20 protein-coding genes are annotated in these 22208 nt (G+C 38.0%); 12 read left to right on the top strand and 8 right to left on the bottom strand.

All coding sequences use genetic code 11. The features are described 5' to 3' along the window. Nucleotides 1-242: 242 nt before the first annotated feature. Nucleotides 243-1217: an esterase/lipase family protein gene (locus CQZ96_RS11880; protein ID WP_105714033.1), complete on the bottom strand. Its 975-nt coding sequence runs from the start codon at nucleotides 1215-1217 to the stop codon at nucleotides 243-245. Between the two features lie 389 nt (nucleotides 1218-1606). Continuing rightward, the gene (locus CQZ96_RS11875) at nucleotides 1607-2641 is read right to left on the bottom strand and encodes a lipase secretion chaperone (RefSeq protein ID WP_105714032.1); all 1035 of its coding nucleotides are present in this window, start codon (nucleotides 2639-2641) and stop codon (nucleotides 1607-1609) included. A gap of 138 nt (nucleotides 2642-2779) precedes the next feature. Between CQZ96_RS11875 and truB the strand changes: the two genes are divergently transcribed. From truB to CQZ96_RS11860, 3 genes are all read left to right on the top strand, one after another. Continuing rightward, the gene (truB, locus tag CQZ96_RS11870) at nucleotides 2780-3685 is read left to right on the top strand and encodes a tRNA pseudouridine(55) synthase TruB (RefSeq protein WP_105714031.1); all 906 of its coding nucleotides are present in this window, start codon (nucleotides 2780-2782) and stop codon (nucleotides 3683-3685) included. A 131-nt stretch (nucleotides 3686-3816) separates the two neighbouring features. Continuing rightward, nucleotides 3817-4584, top strand: coding sequence for a sulfite exporter TauE/SafE family protein (locus tag CQZ96_RS11865; protein ID WP_004718268.1), 768 nt, complete (start codon nucleotides 3817-3819; stop codon nucleotides 4582-4584). A 164-nt stretch (nucleotides 4585-4748) separates the two neighbouring features. Continuing rightward, entirely contained in the window at nucleotides 4749-5210 is a 462-nt protein-coding gene (locus tag CQZ96_RS11860) for a hemerythrin domain-containing protein (protein WP_105714030.1), read from the top strand. Between the two features lie 232 nt (nucleotides 5211-5442). Here CQZ96_RS11860 and CQZ96_RS11855 read toward each other — a convergent pair whose 3' ends face one another. Beyond that, nucleotides 5443-6312 carry an EamA family transporter gene (locus tag CQZ96_RS11855; RefSeq protein WP_056516700.1) on the bottom strand — a complete coding sequence of 290 codons (870 nt, stop codon included), beginning with the start codon at nucleotides 6310-6312 and terminating at the stop codon, nucleotides 5443-5445. Nucleotides 6313-6481: 169 nt separating this feature from the next. Here CQZ96_RS11855 and CQZ96_RS11850 point away from each other — a divergent pair, with 169 nt between their 5' ends. From CQZ96_RS11850 to CQZ96_RS11840, 3 genes are all read left to right on the top strand, one after another. Beyond that, entirely contained in the window at nucleotides 6482-7912 is a 1431-nt protein-coding gene (locus CQZ96_RS11850; RefSeq protein WP_105714029.1) for a tetratricopeptide repeat protein, read from the top strand. A gap of 14 nt (nucleotides 7913-7926) precedes the next feature. Next, nucleotides 7927-8646, top strand: coding sequence for a metallophosphoesterase (locus CQZ96_RS11845; RefSeq protein ID WP_004718259.1), 720 nt, complete (start codon nucleotides 7927-7929; stop codon nucleotides 8644-8646). A 400-nt stretch (nucleotides 8647-9046) separates the two neighbouring features. Beyond that, on the top strand, nucleotides 9047-11083 hold the full coding sequence (locus tag CQZ96_RS11840; RefSeq protein WP_105714028.1) for a PKD domain-containing protein: 2037 nt from the start codon (nucleotides 9047-9049) through the stop codon (nucleotides 11081-11083). A gap of 40 nt (nucleotides 11084-11123) precedes the next feature. Here CQZ96_RS11840 and CQZ96_RS11835 read toward each other — a convergent pair whose 3' ends face one another. Together CQZ96_RS11835 and serA are read right to left on the bottom strand one after the other, a co-directional pair. Beyond that, a complete protein-coding gene (locus CQZ96_RS11835) occupies nucleotides 11124-11996 on the bottom strand; it encodes an EamA family transporter (protein WP_105714027.1) in 873 nt (290 codons plus the stop codon). Nucleotides 11997-12270: 274 nt separating this feature from the next. Continuing rightward, nucleotides 12271-13503 carry a phosphoglycerate dehydrogenase gene (gene serA, locus CQZ96_RS11830; RefSeq protein ID WP_004718250.1) on the bottom strand — a complete coding sequence of 411 codons (1233 nt, stop codon included), beginning with the start codon at nucleotides 13501-13503 and terminating at the stop codon, nucleotides 12271-12273. 372 nt (nucleotides 13504-13875) lie between these two features. Between serA and CQZ96_RS11825 the strand changes: the two genes are divergently transcribed. The 5 genes from CQZ96_RS11825 (at nucleotide 13876) to CQZ96_RS11805 (ending at nucleotide 19112) form a co-directional block, all read left to right on the top strand. Further along, on the top strand, nucleotides 13876-15285 hold the full coding sequence (locus tag CQZ96_RS11825) for an FAD-binding oxidoreductase (protein WP_105714026.1): 1410 nt from the start codon (nucleotides 13876-13878) through the stop codon (nucleotides 15283-15285). A 152-nt stretch (nucleotides 15286-15437) separates the two neighbouring features. Continuing rightward, nucleotides 15438-16253: a DMP19 family protein gene (locus CQZ96_RS11820; protein ID WP_105714025.1), complete on the top strand. Its 816-nt coding sequence runs from the start codon at nucleotides 15438-15440 to the stop codon at nucleotides 16251-16253. Nucleotides 16254-16330: 77 nt separating this feature from the next. After that, nucleotides 16331-16702: a hypothetical protein gene (locus CQZ96_RS11815; protein WP_105714024.1), complete on the top strand. Its 372-nt coding sequence runs from the start codon at nucleotides 16331-16333 to the stop codon at nucleotides 16700-16702. Between the two features lie 732 nt (nucleotides 16703-17434). Beyond that, nucleotides 17435-18199 (top strand): DNA polymerase beta superfamily protein, encoded by a 765-nt coding sequence (locus tag CQZ96_RS11810; protein WP_105714023.1) that lies wholly within the window; start codon nucleotides 17435-17437, stop codon nucleotides 18197-18199. 31 nt (nucleotides 18200-18230) lie between these two features. Beyond that, entirely contained in the window at nucleotides 18231-19112 is an 882-nt protein-coding gene (locus CQZ96_RS11805; protein ID WP_105714022.1) for a pirin family protein, read from the top strand. Nucleotides 19113-19146: 34 nt separating this feature from the next. On the opposite strand, the gene CQZ96_RS11800 is transcribed toward CQZ96_RS11805, so the two are convergent. Then, nucleotides 19147-19539 (bottom strand): hypothetical protein, encoded by a 393-nt coding sequence (locus tag CQZ96_RS11800; protein WP_004718237.1) that lies wholly within the window; start codon nucleotides 19537-19539, stop codon nucleotides 19147-19149. 344 nt (nucleotides 19540-19883) lie between these two features. Between CQZ96_RS11800 and CQZ96_RS11795 the strand changes: the two genes are divergently transcribed. Beyond that, the gene (locus CQZ96_RS11795) at nucleotides 19884-21125 is read left to right on the top strand and encodes an MFS transporter (RefSeq protein WP_004818687.1); all 1242 of its coding nucleotides are present in this window, start codon (nucleotides 19884-19886) and stop codon (nucleotides 21123-21125) included. Between the two features lie 62 nt (nucleotides 21126-21187). Here CQZ96_RS11795 and CQZ96_RS11790 read toward each other — a convergent pair whose 3' ends face one another. Together CQZ96_RS11790 and CQZ96_RS11785 are read right to left on the bottom strand one after the other, a co-directional pair. Continuing rightward, a complete protein-coding gene (locus CQZ96_RS11790; RefSeq protein ID WP_034615366.1) occupies nucleotides 21188-21475 on the bottom strand; it encodes a DUF3817 domain-containing protein in 288 nt (95 codons plus the stop codon). A gap of 162 nt (nucleotides 21476-21637) precedes the next feature. Continuing rightward, on the bottom strand, nucleotides 21638-22192 hold the full coding sequence (locus tag CQZ96_RS11785; protein WP_105714021.1) for a hypothetical protein: 555 nt from the start codon (nucleotides 22190-22192) through the stop codon (nucleotides 21638-21640). Between the last annotated feature and the right edge of the window lie 16 nt (nucleotides 22193-22208).

Below are 22208 nucleotides of genomic sequence, written 5' to 3'. Positions count from 1 at the left end.
TATTGGGCGATTTACATACCTCAATTTTAAATGTATTGAGTGTAAAGCCTCGATTCTGATCATGTTTGCAGGAACACAAACTTTTAACTTCTTTGTTTTTTTAAATCTTATATCAAATCAGATTCTGGAATTCGAAATTCAATACAATGTTTAGTACAAAATTTGAATCCAGAATCATTTACTATTCAACTATAAAATATACTGAATGAACAGTACATTTTATCGCCTCTCATCGGCAATATTTACAAGCCTTGTAATTTCAGACGATTGGCATGCTGACGATATTGAGCAAGTGGGTTTGGTGCAAAAAATATTCCACGTAGCCCTAAAACATGATTGATTTCATCCAAGTGCGTTTGACGATAATTGTCTCGAATCACTTGCCCATAATGGGTATTGCAACGATTCATCAAGCCATCATTATCTAAATTTTTATAAGATAAAGGTGCGAGTGTGGAAATGACGCCATCCATAACATCAAAAATGTTGGTGAATTGGGCTTTACCCGTCCAAGAATAATGATAAACACCATTGGCTGTTACTTTTTGACCATTGCCACAGTCTTTGGGAATCGCAGCACTTGGATATTTTGCATTAAATTCAGCAGCCCCTTTTTCACTCACACTTTGTAAAGAGTTATTTAGGCTGAGGGGGAGGGATGGATTACCTTCGAGAAGCGTAATCACTGGTGCTAAGATATGTTGACTAAAAATAGTCAGCAGCGTATTTGCACCTCGATTACTTAAAATATCATCCGCAATCTTAGAACCTTTAATTGCCCCTGCAACAGCAGTTAAAGAAGCAACTTTTGTGGGTGCAACGATTTCAATATAGCGAATCGTTGGGCCACCATGACTATGCCCAATCAGATTGACTTTGGGTGAGCCAGTCAGTGCGATGACTTCATCGACTTGCTGTAAGAGTTGTTCACCTCGAACCTGTGTCGACTCCAATGGGGAGACTTGTGTCGCATAAACTTTTGCGCCATTGCGAGCTAAATCAGGGAGGATCTGGTAGAAATAATCTATGCCAAAGGAGGAAGTCCCCAGACGTGTGAAACCGAACATCCCATGATTAAATACAATTGGATATTTGGTTTTTGCATAGTTTGAACTGACATAACGTGGATTTACAGTTTGTAAGCCAGATGCAGATGCAGCCATCGAACTTAATCCAATGATTAAACTCAGGGCGAAAATATTGATTTTAAATTTCATATTAAAATACTCTTGTTGTTTTTAAGTGAATTGTTGATTGACACGAAGTCTGTGTTGTAAGCTAAAAGTTGCTTTCAACCCTTATGATCTCAAGCGATTGGCATACCATCATTATCGTTATTGCTCTAAACCAAAGGTGCAAGTTGCATTAAAATCGTGTCAATCCCGAGCAAGTTTTTAGTTTGTGTGCGTCCTCCTTATAGGGTGTTGTAAATATTATTTTCCACTTTGTATCCGCAGACTTGTAGGTATCCCTGAGTTATAAATGTACAGAGATCCTTGAGTCTGGCTTGCAAACTCAAGCCATAAAACGTGCTATAAATGCATAATCTAAATATTTTTGTTTTCGCTTTTTTCATCATTTTAGCGATGGGCTATGTATTTCATGGCTAATTTGCAAAGGGTAATTTTCCTCCTTGATCATGCACAGTTTCAAAAGTTTGTAATCTGAGTTGCTCTTGTTGATTTGCAAATTGTTGTGATTTCAATTGTTCTACAGCACGCTGTTTGGCTGAATCACTCAGATTACTTTTGAGGATAGTGTCACGTTCAGCAAGGTATTGATTAACTTTGCCTTTCCAATCATTTCTTTGTACATCAAGCGTTTCTAAGCGTTGTGTCGCTTCTGGTCCCACTAAATTGGTGCGCATTTGACGGATCTCTTGTGCAGAACCACCACGCGCCTTGATCTCTGCTGTCAGCTTTCTTAAGTCTTCAAGTTGATTGAGTTGTTGTAAATTCTCTTTCCAGTCTTCGGGGAGTTGCTCGAAAAGCTCTTTGAGTTTTTGTGCTTTTTCAGCAGCAGATAATTTTTGATTATCCATAATTTCTAGGCGGTCTACCGTATATTGATCATAGGTATCTTGTGTGCCAAATAAGCCTTGAATTTCATAATCTGAGAAGAATTTTTTTCTTAAATTTTTAGTATTGACTAAAATCTGTTGATAATACTTTGCACTCTCTTTATCTGCGGTAGGTGCTTGTAAATCACCTAATTTGCTTCTGTAATCGATATAGCGTGCCCAGAGATCATTTAACTGTGATAGCACAGGCTCTTTATAGCTGATTTTGGTATAGCTGAGAAAATCTGCTTTGATTTGCTCAATGCTTTTTTCACCATATTGGGTGATGAAATATTCAAAGCAATCTTTGGTCTGTTCATTGACAATCAATCGATTGGAGGCATCAGCACGGATTTGGCAATTAATTTGCGTGTCTTGTTGGCTTTTGCTGGCAAAGCTCAGTGCTTCAGATGCAGGAAGTTGAGCTGAAGCCAATTGCCCCATCTGCTGTTCATGTGCTTTTCCTGAAGCTGGTGGTGTTTCAGTCGATTCTGTATTGGGTTTTAGCCAAAAAATTACGGCTATAAGAATGATCAAGAGACTACCAATGATGATCCCAATCATTTTTTTAGATAGATCCATCTAATATTCCTACTATTTTTAGATTTTTTATTGAAAAAATAATTTGCCACAGAATTCGAAATTTCAAACAGAAAATTTGTAAAAATAGACGAATGGTTTTTGCTAAAATAGCGCATTATTCTCCGTATCCAGACCAATATGTCTTCAAAAGCTCAGAAAATACCGCGTCGCCATATCAGTGGTGTTTTTTTATTGAATAAGCCTTTAGGCATAAGTTCAAATGCGGCGCTACAAAAAGTGCGGTGGTTGTATCGCGCTCAAAAGGCAGGGCATACAGGGGCACTTGATCCTTTGGCATCTGGACTTTTACCAATCTGTTTAGGTGAAGCGACTAAATTTTCACACTATCTGTTAGATTCGACCAAGCGTTACCAAACGACTGTTCAACTCGGGCATAGCACGACCACGGGTGATGTTGAAGGCGAGGTTTTACTTGAAAAGGCCGTACCTGAATTAAGTGAAGACAGTATTCAACAGGTTTTGGCGCAATTTACCGGAGATATTCAACAAGTTCCGCCAATGTATTCAGCCTTAAAAAAACAAGGCCGTCCTTTATATGAGTTGGCGCGTCAGGGAATTGAGATTGAACGTGATGCACGGCCAATTCATATTTTTGCCATTGAGCTAATTGCGTTTAATCAGCACAGCCTGACCTTGGATATTACTTGTTCTAAAGGAACGTATATTCGTGTTTTGGGTGAAGACATTGCCAAAGCATTGGGAACTTACGGGCATTTAACGTATTTAAATCGAACTCAAACTGGTCATTTTGATTTGATTCCGGAATATACCATTGAGCATTTGGAAAGCTTGACTGAACAAGCGCGTGAAGCCTTGTTGCTGCCTGTCTATGCACCAATTGATCATTTTCCTAAAGTTCAGGTACCTGAAGGACGTGCGGAATATTTTAGCCGTGGTATGGAAAGTAATATTGAGCATGTTGCCGAAGCTGAAGTCTTGGTTTTTGATGGTGACAAATGTTTAGGCTTGGCTGAAATTACCGATAAAAAGCGTTTAGTGCCTAAACGCGTGCTAAACCTTTAATTTCGTTTCATTGTTAGAAAATGACTCAGTTTAAATCTAAGCCTGATTAAGCTCAAGCAGGATTAAGCCAAAGCAAGGTTAAGTCTCTCAGCGCCTTTTTAATAGACGCATTTAAAAGATAAGTGAATGTTATGGAATTTGATATCATCCTCAGTTTAGTATTCTTTGCCTTTTGTGCAGGGGCAATTGATGCCGCTGTTGGAGGTGGAGGGTTGATTCAAATTCCTGCATTGATGGGTGCTTTACCGCATTATCCTACCGCCACAGTTTTTGGAACCAATAAACTGGCTTCGATTTGTGGAACAGCTTCGGCTGCTTTTTCATATTTAAAACAAGTCAAAATTCAGTGGAAGCTGTTGGCAGTGATTGGAATCACTGCATTTATTAGCTCATTTGGTGGTGCTGCTTGTGTCTCACTGATCCCCCAAGAAATTTTGCGGCCATTTGTATTATTTATGCTGATTGTGATCGCAATCTATACATTTTTTAAGAAGCAATTTGGACAAGTCCATTTTCAACAAGAAATCACGCGTAAAATGTTATTGATCGCGGGTGTAGGTGGTTTATTGATCGGCTTTTATGATGGGATATTTGGGCCAGGTACAGGTAGTTTTTTCATCTTCTATTTTATTCGTTATCTGAAAGTTGACTTTTTGCACGCATCGGCGCTTTCCAAAATTGGCAATTTCATGACCAACTTTGCCGCACTGAGTTTCTTTATTCCCACTGGACATGTGTTATTTCAATTGGGCCTGCTGATGGCTGTTGCCAATGTGTGTGGTTCATTGGTTGGTGTGAAAATGGCACTGAAATATGGCAGTGGTTTTATTCGTATTCTATTTTTGATTTTGGTTAGCATTTTGATTTGTCGCTTGGCCTATCAAATGTTTGTCGCGTAATTTGCTAGATTCTCTGGTTAATTTTTTTTGATACAAAAAAGCTTAAATTTTGTAAGGCTTTTTTTTGATTTGTCTTCTAAGATTGTTGGTTTCTTGATCGAAAAATCACAAACCGAAGCAATGGAAGGTAAATATCAAATAGGATTATAAAAAGAGGGATTTAGATGAATATATTTGAGGCTTTGAGAGAAAGTCATATCATTCAGAAGGATTTGTCAGAACAATTAACACATACCTCAGGCGATAGTCCTGAACGAAGGAAAATTTTTAATTTATTGAAAAATGAATTATTTGCCCATGCTGTTGCAGAAGATCGCTATTTTTATATTCCGTTAATGATGACGGATTCAGGTTTAAATATTACCCGTTTGGCACTGGCTGAACATCATGAGATGGATGAAATATTACAATCGCTAGAACAAACAGATTTTAGCCACTCTCGCTGGCTGGTTTTAGCGAAACGATTATCTGAAATCATCGCGCATCATATTCATCAAGAAGAGCATTCTTTTTTTCAAAAAGCGCTAAAGATTTTAGATGAAAATCAAAAATTAATCTTAGCAAAGAAATATTTATCGGAATATAAAAAGTATAAAGCAAAAGACATTATCCGCTTGGTTGGCTAAGTCTGTTGGCTGGTATTTCGTTGACTTGTCTACAAAGGCAACTAAATAAAATTGAAGCTATAAAGTACCCAGAGAATGATGAGCAGATTGCTGAACGATATTTACAATTTTTTTTAAATTAATGAGATGCTTCTCATCCATCATATATTTACACTGATCTTCTCTTCCTTAAGATCGCGTAAATATGGTCGGGATTCTATATGACTGGCAGTGGGTCAGTATTGAGAATGTTTTAGTGAGCATTTGAGCTTTTCGCCGCTCTAAATGTTACCCCTACCGAGGCAATCATAATGCAGATTAAAGCAACGGTTTGCCAAGCAGTAATATGTTCATTCAGTAAAACCATACCTGAAATTGCGGCAAGTGCAGGGGATAGACTCGATAAAGTACCATAGCTCATTTTGCTTAATTGTTTTAAAGCAAGCAGATCTAAGGCATACGGAATCGCGGTTGCTAAAAGTGCAATCAGCAAAGCTTTGCCCCAGTACTGTGTTTGTAGCAAGGCATCTGGGTTATGTACAGCACTAATTGGCAGCATAACCAAGGCCGACAAGACGATTGCAATACTTAGTGCATGCATACCAATATTTTGTCGTACAACTTTTTGCCCAAAATAAATATAACTTGCCCAACAGACACCCGCACCTAAAGCAAAGGCAGCACCAAGATAGGAAAAGTTATGTGCAGTCGCATCTTGCCAAGGCACCATCAAAGCAATGCCAATGATGGCAAGAAATACCCAAATATAGTCAGTTTTTTGTTTAATCGAGAGCAGTGCCAAAGTCAGAGGCCCTAAAAATTCTAATCCAACAGCAATACCTTGAGGCAATTTGCCTAAAGAGGCATAGAACAGCACATTCATCAAACAGACTGAACCACTATAATAAAGTAGCTCATTCCATCTTAGGTAAGGTAAACGCTTGATAATTTTCCATGAACGGAACATTAAAATAATTAAAATAGACGCAAAACATAATCTTAAGGTCACGACGGTAATCGGATCTAAAACCTCAAATAATTGTTTCGCAAATGAGGCACTGATCTGATAAGCCACCATAGATAAAACCATGAAGAGCACAGCAGTGAGTTGAGAATTTGGCATATCTAAGGTGAGGAAAAATATTGCACAGATTTTAACACTTTCTCGGATTTATTTGAGTATTTCGCGAATAGATGAATATTGATTCAACATTTCCCTTTGAGATTCAGCCGAGTCCTCTGTAAGATGGGAATGATTATACTTGCAATGACACATGTGTTAGGAATAAAAGATGTCAGGAAATACCAATAAAACTGAAAATTTAGGCTTAAATGCAACAGAGCAAGCAGAAGCTTGGTATATCGATGTACTTAAATTAGAACAACAAGGTCTTGCTCAAAATGAGCAAGACGCTCAAGCGCGTGTTGATTTGTTGGTTAATGCCTCTAATCAGAATTTTGCACCTGCAAGTACTTTGTTAGGACAGTGGCATGTTTTAGGCCGTTATGTAAATCAAAGTGTGCAGTCAGCTATTCTTTTTTTTCAACATGCAGCAAAGCTTAATCATGCACTGGCTCATTTAGAACTTGCTTATCTTGGCTTGAACAATGCAACCAATCAATTGACAAAAGCACAAGCCTTAATGCATTTGCAGCAGGCAGTGCAATTGAATCATCCAGAAGCAATTTTTGTTTATGCACAACAACAATTGTCACAGGATCCACAGTCAGCATACTTATTACTTTTAAACAATTATTTAAAAAATCAGCATCAAAACAGCCTGAAGTTTTTTGTAGAGTTTTCAGGGTTTGATTCGATCAAAGTACAAAATGAATTGTTAAAAATCGCTGAAAAAGACCATTTTTCCTGTGCTTTATTGGCGTTTAGTTATTTAAAACAGAACAATCTTGATGCTGCTTTAAAATATGCCGATATCGCGCAAGAACATAATGATCCATTTGGCTGCTATTTTCGCGCACTTATTGAACAACAAAGTGCTAAAGCGGATGCAGCAGTTGTGCAAGAGTTTTTACTTAAAGCTGCAAAAAATGGACATATCGAATCTGCTTATTTAGCTGCAGTGACACTGTTAAAAAATTCGGAAAATGCCAAAACTGAGCAAAAGCAGAAAGAATATGCAGCACTCGCTTTTGATCTATTATCGCATGCTGCTGTTTCAGGTAATGTTCCAGCTCAATACTCTTTAGCACAGTGTTTACGCTATGGTATGGGAACTGAGAAGAATCTTGATCAGGGTATTTCTTGGTTAGAACGTGCTGCAATGCAAAACCATCCAGATGCCCAGTTTGAATTGTCGATGTTACTGCCTTTAGAACATGAACATCACCTCCCATTATTAAATTCAGCTGCAGAGAAAGGCCATGTTCAGGCCATGCTGTGTATGTCAATTTTTGAGCAACGTCAAAACAATGCGAATGGGGCATTATTCTGGTTAAACAAAGCCAAAGAGTTGAAAGTTCCACGTGCCTTCTTCTTATTGGCACAAATGTATCAGGAAGGTAAGTGTGTAGAGGCTGATTTAACCCAAAGTGCAGATTTGTTTAAACAAGCTGCCGATCATGGTGATATCGACTCTTATTTTGAATTATTTAAAATTTATAAAGATGGGATCGGGGTGCGTAAAAATAAAAAAACTGCCAGCAAATATTTGGATTTAGCCAAAGAAAACCAGCATATTGAAGCAGCTTCAATTGAGTTTTAATCAAAGATCAGTCTATGTCTGAATTATCGCAACACAAGCTCGCGCATGTAGCGACCTATACCCATGAGACAGGTCGCTTGTTTGTGGTAGGTGATATACATGGTTGTTATGATCTGTTGATGCAACAGCTTGAACGTGTTCAATTTAACTTTGAAAAGGATCTATTGATTGCTGTAGGGGATCTTGTTGATCGTGGTCCTGACAGTTTGAAATGTTTGCATCTGCTTGCAGAGCCTTGGTTTAAAGCTGTTTTAGGCAATCATGAAGAAATGTGTTTATTGTCGCAGATCGATCCGATGATGAAAGATATGCATGCGCATCATGGTGGAAAATGGTTTTATGCATTAAGTCCAGATCAGCAGCAACAAGTCATCGATCAATTAAACACTTTACCCATACTGTTAGAAGTCATCTATCAAAATAAGAAGTATGGCTTTGTGCATGCCGATATAGATCTAAATGATTGGGATGCGTTTAAAGTTGCGACACGATCTAAAAGTCGCGAATTGGCATTATGGGGCAGAGGAAGAATTAAAAATAAACGCTTTATGCGTTATTCAACAGTTGTCGGTGTGGAGCAGGTTTTTCTAGGTCATACCGTGGTTGATTTTGTCACCAAGAAGCATAATTGCTATTTTCTAGATACGGGCGCTTGTTTTGGAAGTGAGTTAAGCCTTGTTGAAATAGATCATCACCGCCCGATAGAAAAACAAGTGTTTGTCCTGAAGTCATAATTTTGCTTATTATTGTTTAAATATTTTTAAGAGTTCAGGCTATTCATTGCAGTGAATTTTATATGGCTATTACTTAAATTTTATCTGTGTAGTGGATAAAATAAGTCTTTAATTAAAAAATACATACATATAAAAGCATTAACTATTAAATACATAAGTATAAGATTTTGAATTGTAAAGAAAAAATATTTATTTCTAATCAAGGTCATTCTTTCATTTATCGATATTCAATCAAATTTTTTGCCATTACTTGATTCGATACAGTAAGCATCAACTCGGTTAGATTGAGCAAAATATTAAAATATTTTTAAAATAAAACAGCTATTATTAATAATTAATTCACAGTAATATAAGTTATCGTGATGGATATCGCGAATTAAATAACAATAAGGTGATCAGAATGATGAGATCGAAAAATTATATAAAATGGTTTCTTTTTGCATGGGTAAGCTTACTTTTGTTGGCTTGTAACTCTTCAACAAAATTTGAACAGGGTCTTACAGCCAAATTTGAATATAGTCCAACAGCGCCAAGTATCGGAGAAGTTGTAAAATTTGATGCAACCAAAAGTACGGTTGATCAAGCAAAAGAAGCCAGTGCAATTGCTAGCTATGCTTGGAACTTTGGAGATGGTTCAAGCGGAAAAGGCGCTACAGTTGAACATAGTTATACCAAAGTTGGTCAATATACCGTGAGCCTGACGATAACAGACCTAGCAGGTCGGACTGACTCAACTACACAGAAAATAGAAGTAAAGCAGGGAGCAACAACGATAAACCGAGAGGTTTTAGTTTCAGCTCAAACGGTTGATGGCGCTTCGATTCCAAATACAAATATTACAATACAGGGGCAAAGTGTTAAAACAGATCAAAATGGTCATGCGACTTTGAAGCTGATACTTCCTCAAAACACACAAAAAGTGGTGGCTAAATTTGAAAAACAAGGCTTTATCACGCAGTCAATTGTTTATGATGTTGCCAATTTAAAAGCAATCTCAGCAAATTTATTGGCCATTAAACAAATTGTTCCTGTGTCTGAGATCTCTGACGCTCAAGTGATTCAATCCTTAAATTTGGGTGCACGCATTAGCATCCCAGCCAATGCTTTTGTAAAAGCAGATGGCAGCCTAGCCACAGGCGCAGTGACTGTTGAATTTACTCCATGGGATATTACCAATCGTGATTTAAATGCAATGCCTGCCAATGGTGTAGCACGCGATGCGCAAGGCAACATCGTGGATCTGATCAGTGCTGGAATGATTACAGCCACATTTAAAGATGCAGGTGGTCAGAAATTACAACTTGCAGCTGGTAAAACAGCAGACCTTCAAATGAATCTGCCTATAAAGAGTATCAATAATCAACAGATGAAAGTAGGTACACAAATTCCAATGTGGTATTTTGACCAAGTGAGTGGCTTGTGGATTGAAGAGGGTGTCGGGCAGGTAATGCTGTCAAACCAATCACCTACAGGCCTTGCTGTACATGCAACAGTGAAGCATTTTTCAACATGGAATTGGGATTTTAAATTTGTAAATGCAGGTTCAGTCTTTGTGCAGTGTCAATCCAATGGTGAGGGGATTCCATGCAATGTGACTGCAAGAATCAGCTTAAATGACGGTTCATCCTTAACCAAATCCAACAGTATTCCTAAAGAAGGATTGACGGTGGTCAATATGCCTTCTAGTGGTTCAATTCATTGGACTGCAAAAGATCTAACAGACACAATGCTGGGTGAAAAAACATCGACAACCTCAGGTAATGTGATTATTGATCTTGGAAAATCAGCCACAGATCATTTTGTAAAATGTGCACTACCCAATGGGACGTTTGTGGCATGTTTTGGCAAAATAAATGACCAGTTGGATTTTTCAATATCGCAAGATGGCGGTCGTTTCCTCACAGGTATAAAAGACCCAGACGGGCAGTTGGATTGGTCTGCACAAACGGCTTTAATTTTTGAGAGTAATCAATGGGTGCGTTATAATGGCCAGCAAACTTCAGGTTTAACAGGTAATGTTAATATTATCTTGGCAGATCGTGAAGTTGTTTATGTCAGCAATCAAGGCTTGAGTTTCCCGATTGTCTGTACCAGTTTGATTGAGGATCCTTTAAATGGGACCACTGAGCCCAATGGGAATTGGGAAGTTGTTCCTGAATTAATTGGAAAGTCATGCAATATAGAAATCACGGTATATAACATAGATGGTAGCAATGAGATCTTAACTTATAATGCAATCTATGGAAAACCGACGCAGATTCAATTACCAAGTAAATATTCAGGTTTTGATTCAGCTGGAAAAGGCCCTATTACTTATTTAAGTATTTATGCAAATATAGAAGACAGTAATGGTGACTTGGTTGAACGAATTGGTCTTGAACTAGAGCCAGATCCGAATAGCATGATAAAACTAATTATGGATGCACCTGATTGGTAGGTTTTAGATGAGTGAATTGAAACCACCTTTCGAGGTGGTTTTATCCTTTATGCCGTGCTTTTTGTGTGGTTACGGTGCAGCCAATTGATGCACTAATGATAGTGGCTAAGGCCAACCATTGGGTCCATAATAATTGTTCATTTAAGAAAATAAACCCTGAAAATGCGGCAATTGCAGGCTCAAGACTCATTAGTGTGCCAAAACTTAAAGCAGATAAATTTCTTAATGCAATCATTTCCAATGAAAACGGCAAGGCACTTGCCAAGATCGCCAACACAATAAAATAAATTAAATTTGAAGGTTCAAAAACCTGTAAAGGCATCCCAGAAAATAAGGCGATTGGCATTAAACACAACATGCCTACAAACATCCCCAAGCATACAGTATGGTTTCCAGAAACCCCTGAAGGTCGTTGACCTGCAATAATATACAGCGCCCAGCAAGCGCCAGCAGCTAAGGCAAAGGCAATGCCAATAGGATCGAGGCTTTGCTTTGCCTGATCAAATGGAAACAGTAAAACTAGTCCAAGTATCGCAAGTCCGACCCAAATAAAATCGAATTTTTGCCGTGCATGAAACAGGGCCACACTGAGCGGTCCAATAAATTCAAACGCTACGGCAATGCCGAGTGGAATACGATGAATTGATAAGTAAAATAAAGCATTCATTCCTGCAAGGGCAATACCATAACTGATGATGGATGACCATTTCACCTGTTTAAAATTGACCTGCCAAATTTTAAAAATCACGGCCAAAATCAATGAGCCGAGCAATAACCGCATAGCGGAAATGGTAAGGACTGGAAATTGATCAAATAATGTTTTTGCTAATGCGCCACTGCTTTGCATACTGATCATGGCAATGAACAGTAGAACTAAAGCTTGCAGGTGTGGTGCATTTTTTAAATTTGGCATTGTTTCTGTAATTTAAAGTAAGGGCTTGGAGGAAAATCTCCGCAACAGGCTTCTTATATAAAACAATTTAGATGAAATGCTCATGTAATTTGCAAAGCTTATTGCGCTTTAGATAGTACACTGTCTTTGTAGAGTAGGGTGAGAGAAGATGCCAAATAGTTTATTAAACAAATAATTTAACTTAAAAATATGCTATCGGAAAGAAGTGACAGATTTATAAATCCCATAAAAAAACCACAGGCAAATACCTGTGGTTTTTTTAGCTTAAATCGTCTTAGAACAATACGCGAACGCGGATTGTGCCTTCAACTTCATGAAGGGTATCAAGCGCTTCTTGAGATGCAGTTGCGTCTACATCCATCACCAAGTAACCGACATCACCTTTAGTCATTAATGACTGACCAGAAATGTTGATACCATGTTCAGCGAACAGATTGTTAATTTTAGATAACACGCCTGGCACGTTTTTATGGATGTGTAGTAAACGGTGTTTACCTTCAGTCAATGGAAGTGCGATTTCAGGGAAGTTTACTGCAGATAAAGTCATACCTTTATCTGAATAAGCAACAAATTTTTCAGCAACTTCTAGACCGATGTTAGCTTGCGCTTCCATGGTTGAACCACCAACGTGAGGTGTTAAAATCACATTGTCTAGACCACGAAGTGGAGAAACAAATTCTTCACCATTGGCTTTAGGTTCTTTCGGGAATACGTCAACAGCTGCACCAGCAATATGACCAGATTTAATCGCATCTGCCAAATCTTCAATAACAACACATGTACCACGTGCAGCATTGATGAAGATTGAACCTTCTTTCATTTTCGCAAATTGAGCTTTTGCAAAGAAGTTACGAGTTGAAGGAACATCGGGTACATGCAGTGTAACAACATCGGCATTTGCAAGTAGTTCATCTAAAGAACCCACTTGACGTGCATTACCCATAGGAAGCTTAGTCACAGCATCATAATAAATGACGTGCATACCCATGCTTTCAGCTAAAACTGAAAGTTGAGAACCAATAGAGCCATAACCCACGATACCTAAAGTTTTACCACGCGTTTCAAATGAACCTACCGCAGACTTGTTCCAACCACCGCGGTGAGTTGAAGCAGATTTAGCAGGCACACCACGAAGTAAAAGAATTGATTCTGCAAGAACCAATTCAGCAACTGAACGAGTATTTGAGTATGGTGCGTTAAATACAGGAATACCACGAATCATGGCTGCATTTAAATTCACTTGGTTTGTTCCGATACAGAAACAACCCACTGCGATCAATTTATTCGCAGCTGCAAAGACTTCTTCAGTTAATTGTGTACGGGAACGAATACCAATGAAGTGTGCATCTTTAACCGCTTCTTTCAACGCTTCACCCTCAAGCGCAGTTTTACGGTAATCGATATTGGTATATCCGGCAGCATTTAACGTGTCGATTGCGTTTTGATGAACGCCCTCTAACAACAAGAAACGAATTTTATCTTTAGGTAGTGAAAGATGTTGGCTCATTACGGCTCCGCTACAAAGGCCAAATTTAGTCGCAATATGATACCATAGACCTTGTTCTATAGATATTTCGATTGTGACAGTACAGTGGATATTTTATCTACGATTTCTGATAAGCATTATTCAAAAATTAAATGAAATGCTAATGCATTGATTTTTATAATGCTTGAAGCATACTTTATACACAAAGTGTGGATAATGTGAATCAAATCTGTGCTTTATCCTCAGCAGTCATCTAGGTAAAATACTGCTAAAATCAGTAAAGCTGCCGATTTCAGCTATAAAAAATGCTGAAAATTTTTCACAGACTGATTTAAAATCTCGAATGTTGTATAGCACAACCTCTTATTTACTTCTTGCTAGGTCCGCAAAACGATGAATGCTCCAGTAACGATAGCACCTGAATTATTGACCCAATTGACGCAAATCGTCGGTGAAAACCGAATTAAAACCGATGCTGACAGCTTAGAAAATTGGGGCAAAGACCATACTAAGCATTTTGATCCTCAGCCATCGGTCATCGTTTTCCCATCGAGCACAGAGCAAGTGCAAGCAATTGTTCAATTGGCTAATCAGTTTAATGTTGCGATTACCCCATCGGGTGGCCGTACAGGTTTATCGGCAGGTGCTGTTGCTGCCAATGGTGAAATTGTCGTGAGCTTCGACAAAATGAACCAAATTTTAGAATTTTATCCAGCTGACCGTATGGTACGTATTCAAGCGGGTGTAGTGACTGAACAGTTGCAGAACTATGCAGAAGAACAGGGGATGTATTATCCGGTTGATTTTGCTTCTGCTGGTTCATCACAATTGGGTGGTAACATTGGAACCAATGCAGGCGGAATTAAAGTGATCAAATACGGGATGACTCGTAATTGGGTACTTGGTCTGACCGTGGTGACAGGTAAAGGTGATGTATTGCGTTTAAACAAAGGCATGATTAAAAATGCTACAGGTTATGCAATGCAACATTTATTCATCGGTGGTGAAGGGACTTTAGGCTTAGTGACTGAAGCTGAAATTAAACTTGAACGCCAACCGCATGATCTACAAGTGATGGTATTGGGTGTTCCTGATTTTGATGCAATCATGCCTGTATTACATGCATTCCAAAGCAAAATTGATTTAACTGCCTTTGAGTTCTTTGGTGAACTGGCGATGCAAAAAGTTTTGGATCGTGGTCATGTACAACGTCCATTTGAAACTGAATGCCCATTCTACGTTTTACTTGAATTTGAAGCGCCGTATGAACCGATTATGGATGCTGCGATGGAAATTTTCGAGCATTGCATGGAACAAGGCTGGGTGCTTGATGGAGTGATGAGCCAAAATCTTGAACAAGTTCAAAGCTTATGGCGTTTACGTGAAGACATTTCTGAAACGATTGCCCCATTTACTCCGTATAAAAATGATATTTCAGTATTGATTACACATGTTCCTGCTTTTATTAAGGAAATTGATACAATTGTTGCTGAAAATTATCCTGATTTCGAAATCTGCTGGTTCGGCCATATTGGTGATGGAAACCTACACTTAAATATTTTAAAACCTGTGAATTTATCTAAAGATGAATTCTTTACCAAATGTCAGGTGGTAAATAAGTATGTGTTTGAAACTGTGAAGAAATATGACGGTTCAATTTCTGCAGAGCATGGCGTAGGCATGACCAAAAAGACTTATCTGGATTACACACGGACTGCTGAAGAAATTGAATATATGAAAGCCTTGAAGAAAGTGTTCGATCCAAATGGCATCATGAACCCAGGTAAGTTATTTGATCTGTAATGATTTAAATAGCTCGTTTGTACAAGCGCTTCGAGAGAAGCGCTTTTTTATTGCCGAACAAAAGATAAAATAAAGTTACATGCTGGTCGCCATTTATTGCTGAAAATTTGTTATGTTGGTTGCGCTTAAATATTGATAAGAAACTGAAAACTATGCTCATTGATAACATTTTAATTTCTAAACAAAGTTTAGACAGTGATGATCACTATGATGTGATTATGTCCAATATTGATAGCTTAAATGGCTTATTTGAACATTATGTCGAATATGATGAAGTATCCGCAGAGGCTTTATACAGTTATTTTGTCGATTACTATCTTGCTCAAGTCAATAATGGTGGTTTTTCACAATTCGTTTATAACACGGGTTGGGATGCGTTCATGGTGAAACATGTTCGTGAAGGATTAAAAGCCATGAATGCAACTGAGCATTCTGCTCTCTTTGAGCAAAGTGCGGATTTAATTGATCAGTTTTCGGATGAGCAATTAGAACAGTTCTTAGAGGGTGAATACTTTGGTGAAAATGAGCAACGAGATATTCTCAATGCTTTTGATGACCAGTTTTATGCATTGAATGATAGTGAAGATTTGATTGAAATAAATAGTCGATGGTTAAAGCAACATCCAAAGCTACAGGTTGTTGATGAAGATCAGATCTTAGCGATTGTAGAGCAAGTTGCAGCCAAAATTCCAAATTTAGAACAACGTAAACAGCAAGCAGCTGAAAACAGCCCACGTTATTTTAAAATTATTCAAGCTTTATGCCTGCAAGCAGGTCAGGAACTAGATCGTATTACCATTGGTGATCCATCACATGAGTATAATGGGCAAGAGATCGTTGCTTGGCATTTTCTAACTGATGCAGGGCATTTTTATATGCTGGATCTAGGTGATCAAGCCTTGATGTTTGATGAAAATGATCAACAAATCATAGCGCTCGATGTTAGCCATATTGCAGATGAGTCATAAAGACACAGTTTTTAAATAGTGTACGTTTAAAAAGCATAGCATTATTAGGCTATGCTTTTAGTTTTAGGGTGATCAGAATGAATCGTTTGAGTTTAATTTCAGTATTTTGTTTAGTGGCTTTGTCTGGCTGTGCAACAACACAAAATTTAATGAATAAAGTAGGTGGTTCAGAGACACCATTAAGTCAGGTTTTAAATGAACGTCCTGATTTGCGTAAGGATCTCGCGACTGTTGAGTTGCGTCAGTATTTTAATAGTGTGGAATCACCTACTGTTGCAGAAGTGAAGTTGACTGAAACAGGTTTTATGGATGATTCGGTGCGCTCAATTCGTAGTGTGTATAGCTTTAAAAATATTGATGGTCAGTGGAAACGTATAGATATGCAGAAGGAATATCAGTGTTACCGTGGTAAAAATACCAAGACATTCCAAAAGGCAAAATGTCCTTGATGATTTTTTGATTTATGCTTGAAAAATAGATAGAAATACTGCATAAAAACGTATCAGACTTGGTACGTTTTTTATTTGGGAAATCACAATAAATGAATATTTTAATTGTGGGTAATGGTTTTGATCTTTCGTATTTTTGACTGATATAAGAAGTTGAATATAGTCAACCTGTCAAAAACTCATACACAAGAATATAACTTCTCTTGATTGATATTTTTAATTAAATCAATTGAATGGAAAAATAAATTGTTTAATTATAAAAAAGCTTGCAATGCCACACCTTACATTCAAAGTTTAAATACCATTGCGTAGGCGATGCCTCACTTTTCAGAGATGAAAAGATGACAAAAATCTTCATTTGGGCGAGGGGTACGTCCTGTACCCCCGCCCAACGGCGACATCCATGTCGCCACACGATAGAACAACCATCTATGATTCAAAAGTACAAAAAAATGAATTGATAACCAACAGTTTCTAAAAGTTCATAAAAAAATAAGCTTTATTTATGATCAATGGCTTGATGTAAATCACTTGTATGAGTAATTAGGTGGTTTGGCTATATATCCAATATAAAGCAAATTATGCTGGTCAGTATCATGATGAATTAAAGCGAATATTGATAAAGGTTTTGAATTAAAAACAAAGGGAAGAAAAGCTTGGATTCAAAGAAAATTTAAAAAGCACTGAAATTAATGATATAAAACTTATAGATTTACCCAAAATGTGAACACAATGAACATCCAACAAGAAATTCAAAACTTATTCCAAAACCGAGATGAACATCCACTGTTTTATATTGAAAGTGGTAGTCGTTTATGGGGCATGGCAAGTCCAGACAGTGATTACGATGTACGTGGTTTCCATCTACCTTCCAAAGCACAATATTATGATTATCGCCAACACCGTGATTTAATCGAGATCATGGATGGCGACTTTGACTTCGTTTCATTCGACTTAAATAAAATGTTTGGGCTTTTGGCAAAAAGCAATCCGACTGTTTTAGAGTGGGTGCGTGCACATATTGTCTATTTTAATCAATTTCCTGAATGGGAGAAATTTAGAGATGGCTTACTTGAACGAATAGACTATAAAGCGCTGTATTATCATTACTTGTCGCTGGCGAAAGGCGGTATGCATGTCATGCAAACTGCAGATAACTTTACCTATAAAAAAGTGTTTTATTCTATTCGTGGTCTAATGTCAGCAGAACTAGCAACACAGCAAATTATGCCTGAACTCCTGATTACGCAATTGTTTGATCAAATCGACGCTCATGATCCCTTACGGCATTGGGCAGAAGATTATTTGGAAATCAAAAAACAGCAGAAAGAAAAAGCGCAATTGCCTGTTGCGGAACAAGCGCAAATCTTAAAACTGTTAGAAAATAAAATTGAGGCCTTAAATCTAAGAGCGATTGAACCGACCAATGATATTGAAAAATTGAAGCAATATCTCACCGAATATAGCTTTAATTTAAAACAACATTTTTATGGCTAATGCTTTTACTCAATCAGAGAATAGTGACACTATGAAAACCCTTGCCTTTATTCATCGTAATGACACCCGCTTTGCGATAGGGGATTTTTATCCTGTACTTTCTGTCTTTTCACACTATGAATTAGGCAATACCGTCTCTCCCTTTCTGTTATTGGATCATTTAGGACCTGGTGTTTTAAAACCGACCAATTTACGCAAAGGGGTGAGTGAGCATCCTCATCGTGGTTTTGAAACGGTTACCCTGATTTTTGCTGGTGAATTAGAACACCGTGATTCATCGGGTGGTGGTGGTATTGTTTCAGCGGGTGATGTGCAATGGATGACCGCAGCTTCAGGTGTTGAACACAAAGAGGTCTTTAGTGAGGCATTTTCAAAAACGGGTGGTTATTTTGAAATGGTGCAACTGTGGGTAAATTTACCTGCCAAAGATAAAATGAATCCACCACGTTACCAAAGCTTGCGAAAAGCCAATATTCCAGTGATTGAACTTACGAATAGTGCTGGAACGGTACGAGTGATTGCTGGAGACTACCAAGGGCAACACGGGCCAGCAAAAACGCATTCACCACTTCAAGTTTTGGATATTGGAATCCAAGCAGGGCATAAGGTCAGATTGCCCGCAGGCGCAGGAGAAACCACACTGGTCTATTTACGAACGGGTAAGGCACAGTTTCAAGCTGAAGATGAGATATTTGAAGAGCAAGGGCTTGCTGTGATGTCGAGCTTGGAACAAGACTTTGAAATAACGGCATTACAACAGTGTAAATTGTTGCTGCTTACAGGCAAACCGCTTCAAGAACCGATCAATGGGCATGGGCCATTCGTCATGAACAACTACGCAGAAATTCTTGAAGCATATGACGATATTAAGCGTGGTACATTTATCAAATCAACAGTGCGCGATGATGAATAAAGCAAACTGTGAGAATTACAATTTGCTTTGATAATTAATTTATCGATTGTGGTTTGTTCTTGAGTGCAATCAAGCCTTTGATCAGTAATGCAATCCCGATACCCACACATAATCCCATTAGGAACTTGCCAAATATACCCAAGCCCAATTCTTTATGGTTGGCGGAGCTAATTGCTTTCGCCGTATCTTCAGCCGAGGCGGTCGCATTGGCTTGACTATCCATCAATGCCACAAAGCCTGTATCTGTTTTACAGCTTCCTATGATAGTGCTTGAGTTTTCAGCATATTTATTTTGAACCAATTGTTCACATCGCGCCTGATCTTCAGCGCTAATTTTAGGTGCAGAACTGATAAAATAAAGTCCTCCACCCACCAACAATAAAATCACGCCAATAATGATCAGCGATATTGGGTTTTTATTTTTCATTTAAATTATTTATATCCGCTTATACAGCATTTAGAGTAGCTTAAGAATAATAAATGTTCAACTTTCACTGGAAATTTGTCTGTGTTAGACTAGTAAAACTTAACCCTGTGTGTACCTCTATGAGCTTTCTCATAAATCGGGTCAAGTTATAAATCTCACAAATATAGTTTCAGCAATTACTTTACCTATTGAATTAGACACCTTGTGAATACGGTGTTGAACTGCCTTTATTCAACGTAAATTCCACAATTTAATATTTATATTTCAGTGCTTGTCATTGGGCGAACGCTTATCTTTAAAAAGTAGTGTGAGCAATGCAAGCCAATAAAGATATGTAGAAAATAATGCAAAATTTAGTGCAAAAAGAACAAACTGCAAGTTTGAGTCGCGCTACGCTTATGTTTCCATTGGCGTTGGTGTTATTTGAATTTTCAGTTTATATCGGTAATGATTTGGTTCAGCCTGCGATGCTCGCAATCACCAAAGAATTTGGTGTGAGCAGTGCATGGGCACCATCATCTATGTCATTTTATCTCCTCGGCGGGGCATGCGTCGCAGGGATACTCGGACCTTTGTCTGACCGATTAGGACGTAAGAAAGTGTTATTGTCAGGTGTTGCATTCTTTGTCATCACCTGTTTATTAATTTTACTCACCCACAATATTGAAAGTTTTCTTGTTTTAAGATTCTTGCAAGGTTTTGGTTTATCTGTGATCGCAGCAGTGGGTTATGCTGCGATTCAAGAAACCTTTGAAGAGCGTGATGCCATTAAAGTCATGGCACTGATGGCAAATATTTCTTTGCTTGCCCCTTTGATTGGCCCTGTTGTCGGCGCATTTCTGATTGATCATGTGTCATGGCACTGGGGATTTATTGCGATTGCCTTTTTAGCTTTTCTGAGTTGGTTTGGTCTAAAAGCCAAGATGCCAGCACGTACAAGCAGTATTCCCAAAAAACCGTTGAGTTATATTTGGGATGATTATATGCAAGTCTTGAAAAATAAAACGTTCATGGGCATGACCCTCGGCTTGCCAATGGTGGCGATGCCTTTGATGCTATGGATCGCATTGTCTCCAGTGATGTTGGTTGAGGAACTGGGACTCAGTAGTATGCAATATGGTCTGGCGCAATTCCCTGTATTGGGTGGGTTGATTCTAGGTAATATTGTGCTGATTAAAGTGATTGATCGTTTGCCACTGGGTAAAACAGTTTTGATTGGTTTACCTTTGATGCTTTTAGGTACCGCAATTGTGGTGGTTGGAATCATTTGGCGCGAATATTTTCTTCATTGCGTTATTTTAGGCATGACCTTAGTCAGCTTTGGTGAAGGAATTAGTTTTTCAGTGCTTTATCGTTTTGCGTTAATGTCATCTGAAGTTTCTAAAGGCACTGTCGCTGCTGCTGTTTCAGTGTTGATGATGTTCACTTTCTTCTTTGTGATTGAACTGATTCGAATTCTGTATGAGCATTTTCATCTCTGGGCTTATGCGTTGTCATGTTTTGCGTTAATTGCTTTGTGGTTCACTATTCCACGTGGATTATTAAAAACAATTATGCAGCAACGTAAAGTAAATGGTGAGTTTTAAGCTCACTTGAGTTTCCCTCTCCTTGTAAAAGGGGAGGGAGCTTTGCTTCTTAAATAAACAGGTTAAGGCTGTTGTAATGCTTTTAATTTATGATCAAAAACAAAAGGCCCAAAAGGTAAAATTGAAGCAATTAAACCTAAAATAAACATGTGAATGGACCACTTCTGTTTTCCACAGACAATCAATAACACTGCAAGAAAAGCAAGAAATAACACACCATGTCCCATGCCAATATATTTCACATAAATAGGCATATCCCAAATATATTTCAAAGGCATCGCAATAAAGAGAAGAAGGAGAAAGGAAATACCTTCAAGAAAACCAACAATACGTAAAGATTTGATATTCATGGTCACTTAGTCAAATGAGAATGAAGCTTGAGTCTAACCGAATTATCTAAACGATTTGAAAAAAATAGTAAATAAAATCGATTGATTTAAATAGATGAAAGATCGTTCTTGAGAATAAGTTTTTAGTCTCCAGACCAGATATAGCCCAATATTTAAGATCGATTATTGTAAAGCTTTGATTGCAGCGTCCTGCTGTTGCTGTTCAAATTCAGTGATATAAACACACCCGATATAGGTTTTGTGTTCACCTTCATCTACAACGGGATTCGATTCAGCCAAAGTCAGTTTACGCAAAGATTTTTCGGTTTCTTTGGTCTCAAGATCTGTTTTTACAACTTTCTCTCCTGAAAAATATGGCATATCTTTAAAGAACGGATTTTGCGTGATTTGAAACTTTTTAGCGAGGTCTTTGGTATCCGCATTTCTTAAAACAGCCAACATTCCACCAGAAACCAAACTAATTTGATCTGTAGATTGACCGAATACCGTAATGGGAACTTTACTGACATAGCTATATTCTTCACCTTGTTTGATCCAGCCATTCTTTTTCAGATCATCCTCAAATTCAAAACCTAAGGCATAATAATTTTTAAGTGTCTTTTTACACTCTAAAAATTGCTGTAAGTCTTGATTAAATTGAGAATCTGCAAAAGCATTGGGCGCAGCACCGATAGTCAATGCAGAGAATAAAAACGCTAGGCAATGTTTAAGTTTCATGTGAAGCCTCTAAATG

It is taken from the genome of Acinetobacter sp. MYb10 (assembly GCF_002980175.2).
Lineage (GTDB): Bacteria > Pseudomonadota > Gammaproteobacteria > Pseudomonadales > Moraxellaceae > Acinetobacter > Acinetobacter guillouiae.
Note: the sequence above shows the minus strand (reverse complement) of the source record. Positions and strands in the feature narration are given on the sequence as shown.

Bases quoted from the DNA above. Each gene is read 5' to 3' on its own strand.
- CQZ96_RS11865 (WP_004718268.1), top strand. From the start codon at position 3,817: ATGGAATTTGATATCATCCTCAGTTTAGTATTCTTTGCCTTTTGTGCA.
- CQZ96_RS11860 (WP_105714030.1), top strand. From the start codon at position 4,749: ATGAATATATTTGAGGCTTTGAGAGAAAGTCATATCATTCAGAAGGAT.
- CQZ96_RS11875 (WP_105714032.1), bottom strand. From the start codon at position 2,641: ATGGATCTATCTAAAAAAATGATTGGGATCATCATTGGTAGTCTCTTG.
- CQZ96_RS11845 (WP_004718259.1), top strand. From the start codon at position 7,927: ATGTCTGAATTATCGCAACACAAGCTCGCGCATGTAGCGACCTATACC.
- CQZ96_RS11840 (WP_105714028.1), top strand. From the start codon at position 9,047: ATGATGAGATCGAAAAATTATATAAAATGGTTTCTTTTTGCATGGGTA.
- CQZ96_RS11810 (WP_105714023.1), top strand. From the start codon at position 17,435: ATGAACATCCAACAAGAAATTCAAAACTTATTCCAAAACCGAGATGAA.
- CQZ96_RS11815 (WP_105714024.1), top strand. From the start codon at position 16,331: ATGAATCGTTTGAGTTTAATTTCAGTATTTTGTTTAGTGGCTTTGTCT.
- CQZ96_RS11825 (WP_105714026.1), top strand. From the start codon at position 13,876: ATGAATGCTCCAGTAACGATAGCACCTGAATTATTGACCCAATTGACG.
- CQZ96_RS11800 (WP_004718237.1), bottom strand. From the start codon at position 19,539: ATGAAAAATAAAAACCCAATATCGCTGATCATTATTGGCGTGATTTTA.
- CQZ96_RS11880 (WP_105714033.1), bottom strand. From the start codon at position 1,217: ATGAAATTTAAAATCAATATTTTCGCCCTGAGTTTAATCATTGGATTA.
- CQZ96_RS11855 (WP_056516700.1), bottom strand. From the start codon at position 6,312: ATGCCAAATTCTCAACTCACTGCTGTGCTCTTCATGGTTTTATCTATG.
- CQZ96_RS11850 (WP_105714029.1), top strand. From the start codon at position 6,482: ATGTCAGGAAATACCAATAAAACTGAAAATTTAGGCTTAAATGCAACA.
- truB (WP_105714031.1), top strand. From the start codon at position 2,780: ATGTCTTCAAAAGCTCAGAAAATACCGCGTCGCCATATCAGTGGTGTT.
- CQZ96_RS11805 (WP_105714022.1), top strand. From the start codon at position 18,231: ATGAAAACCCTTGCCTTTATTCATCGTAATGACACCCGCTTTGCGATA.
- CQZ96_RS11785 (WP_105714021.1), bottom strand. From the start codon at position 22,192: ATGAAACTTAAACATTGCCTAGCGTTTTTATTCTCTGCATTGACTATC.
- CQZ96_RS11790 (WP_034615366.1), bottom strand. From the start codon at position 21,475: ATGAATATCAAATCTTTACGTATTGTTGGTTTTCTTGAAGGTATTTCC.
- CQZ96_RS11835 (WP_105714027.1), bottom strand. From the start codon at position 11,996: ATGCCAAATTTAAAAAATGCACCACACCTGCAAGCTTTAGTTCTACTG.
- serA (WP_004718250.1), bottom strand. From the start codon at position 13,503: ATGAGCCAACATCTTTCACTACCTAAAGATAAAATTCGTTTCTTGTTG.
- CQZ96_RS11795 (WP_004818687.1), top strand. From the start codon at position 19,884: ATGCAAAATTTAGTGCAAAAAGAACAAACTGCAAGTTTGAGTCGCGCT.
- CQZ96_RS11820 (WP_105714025.1), top strand. From the start codon at position 15,438: ATGCTCATTGATAACATTTTAATTTCTAAACAAAGTTTAGACAGTGAT.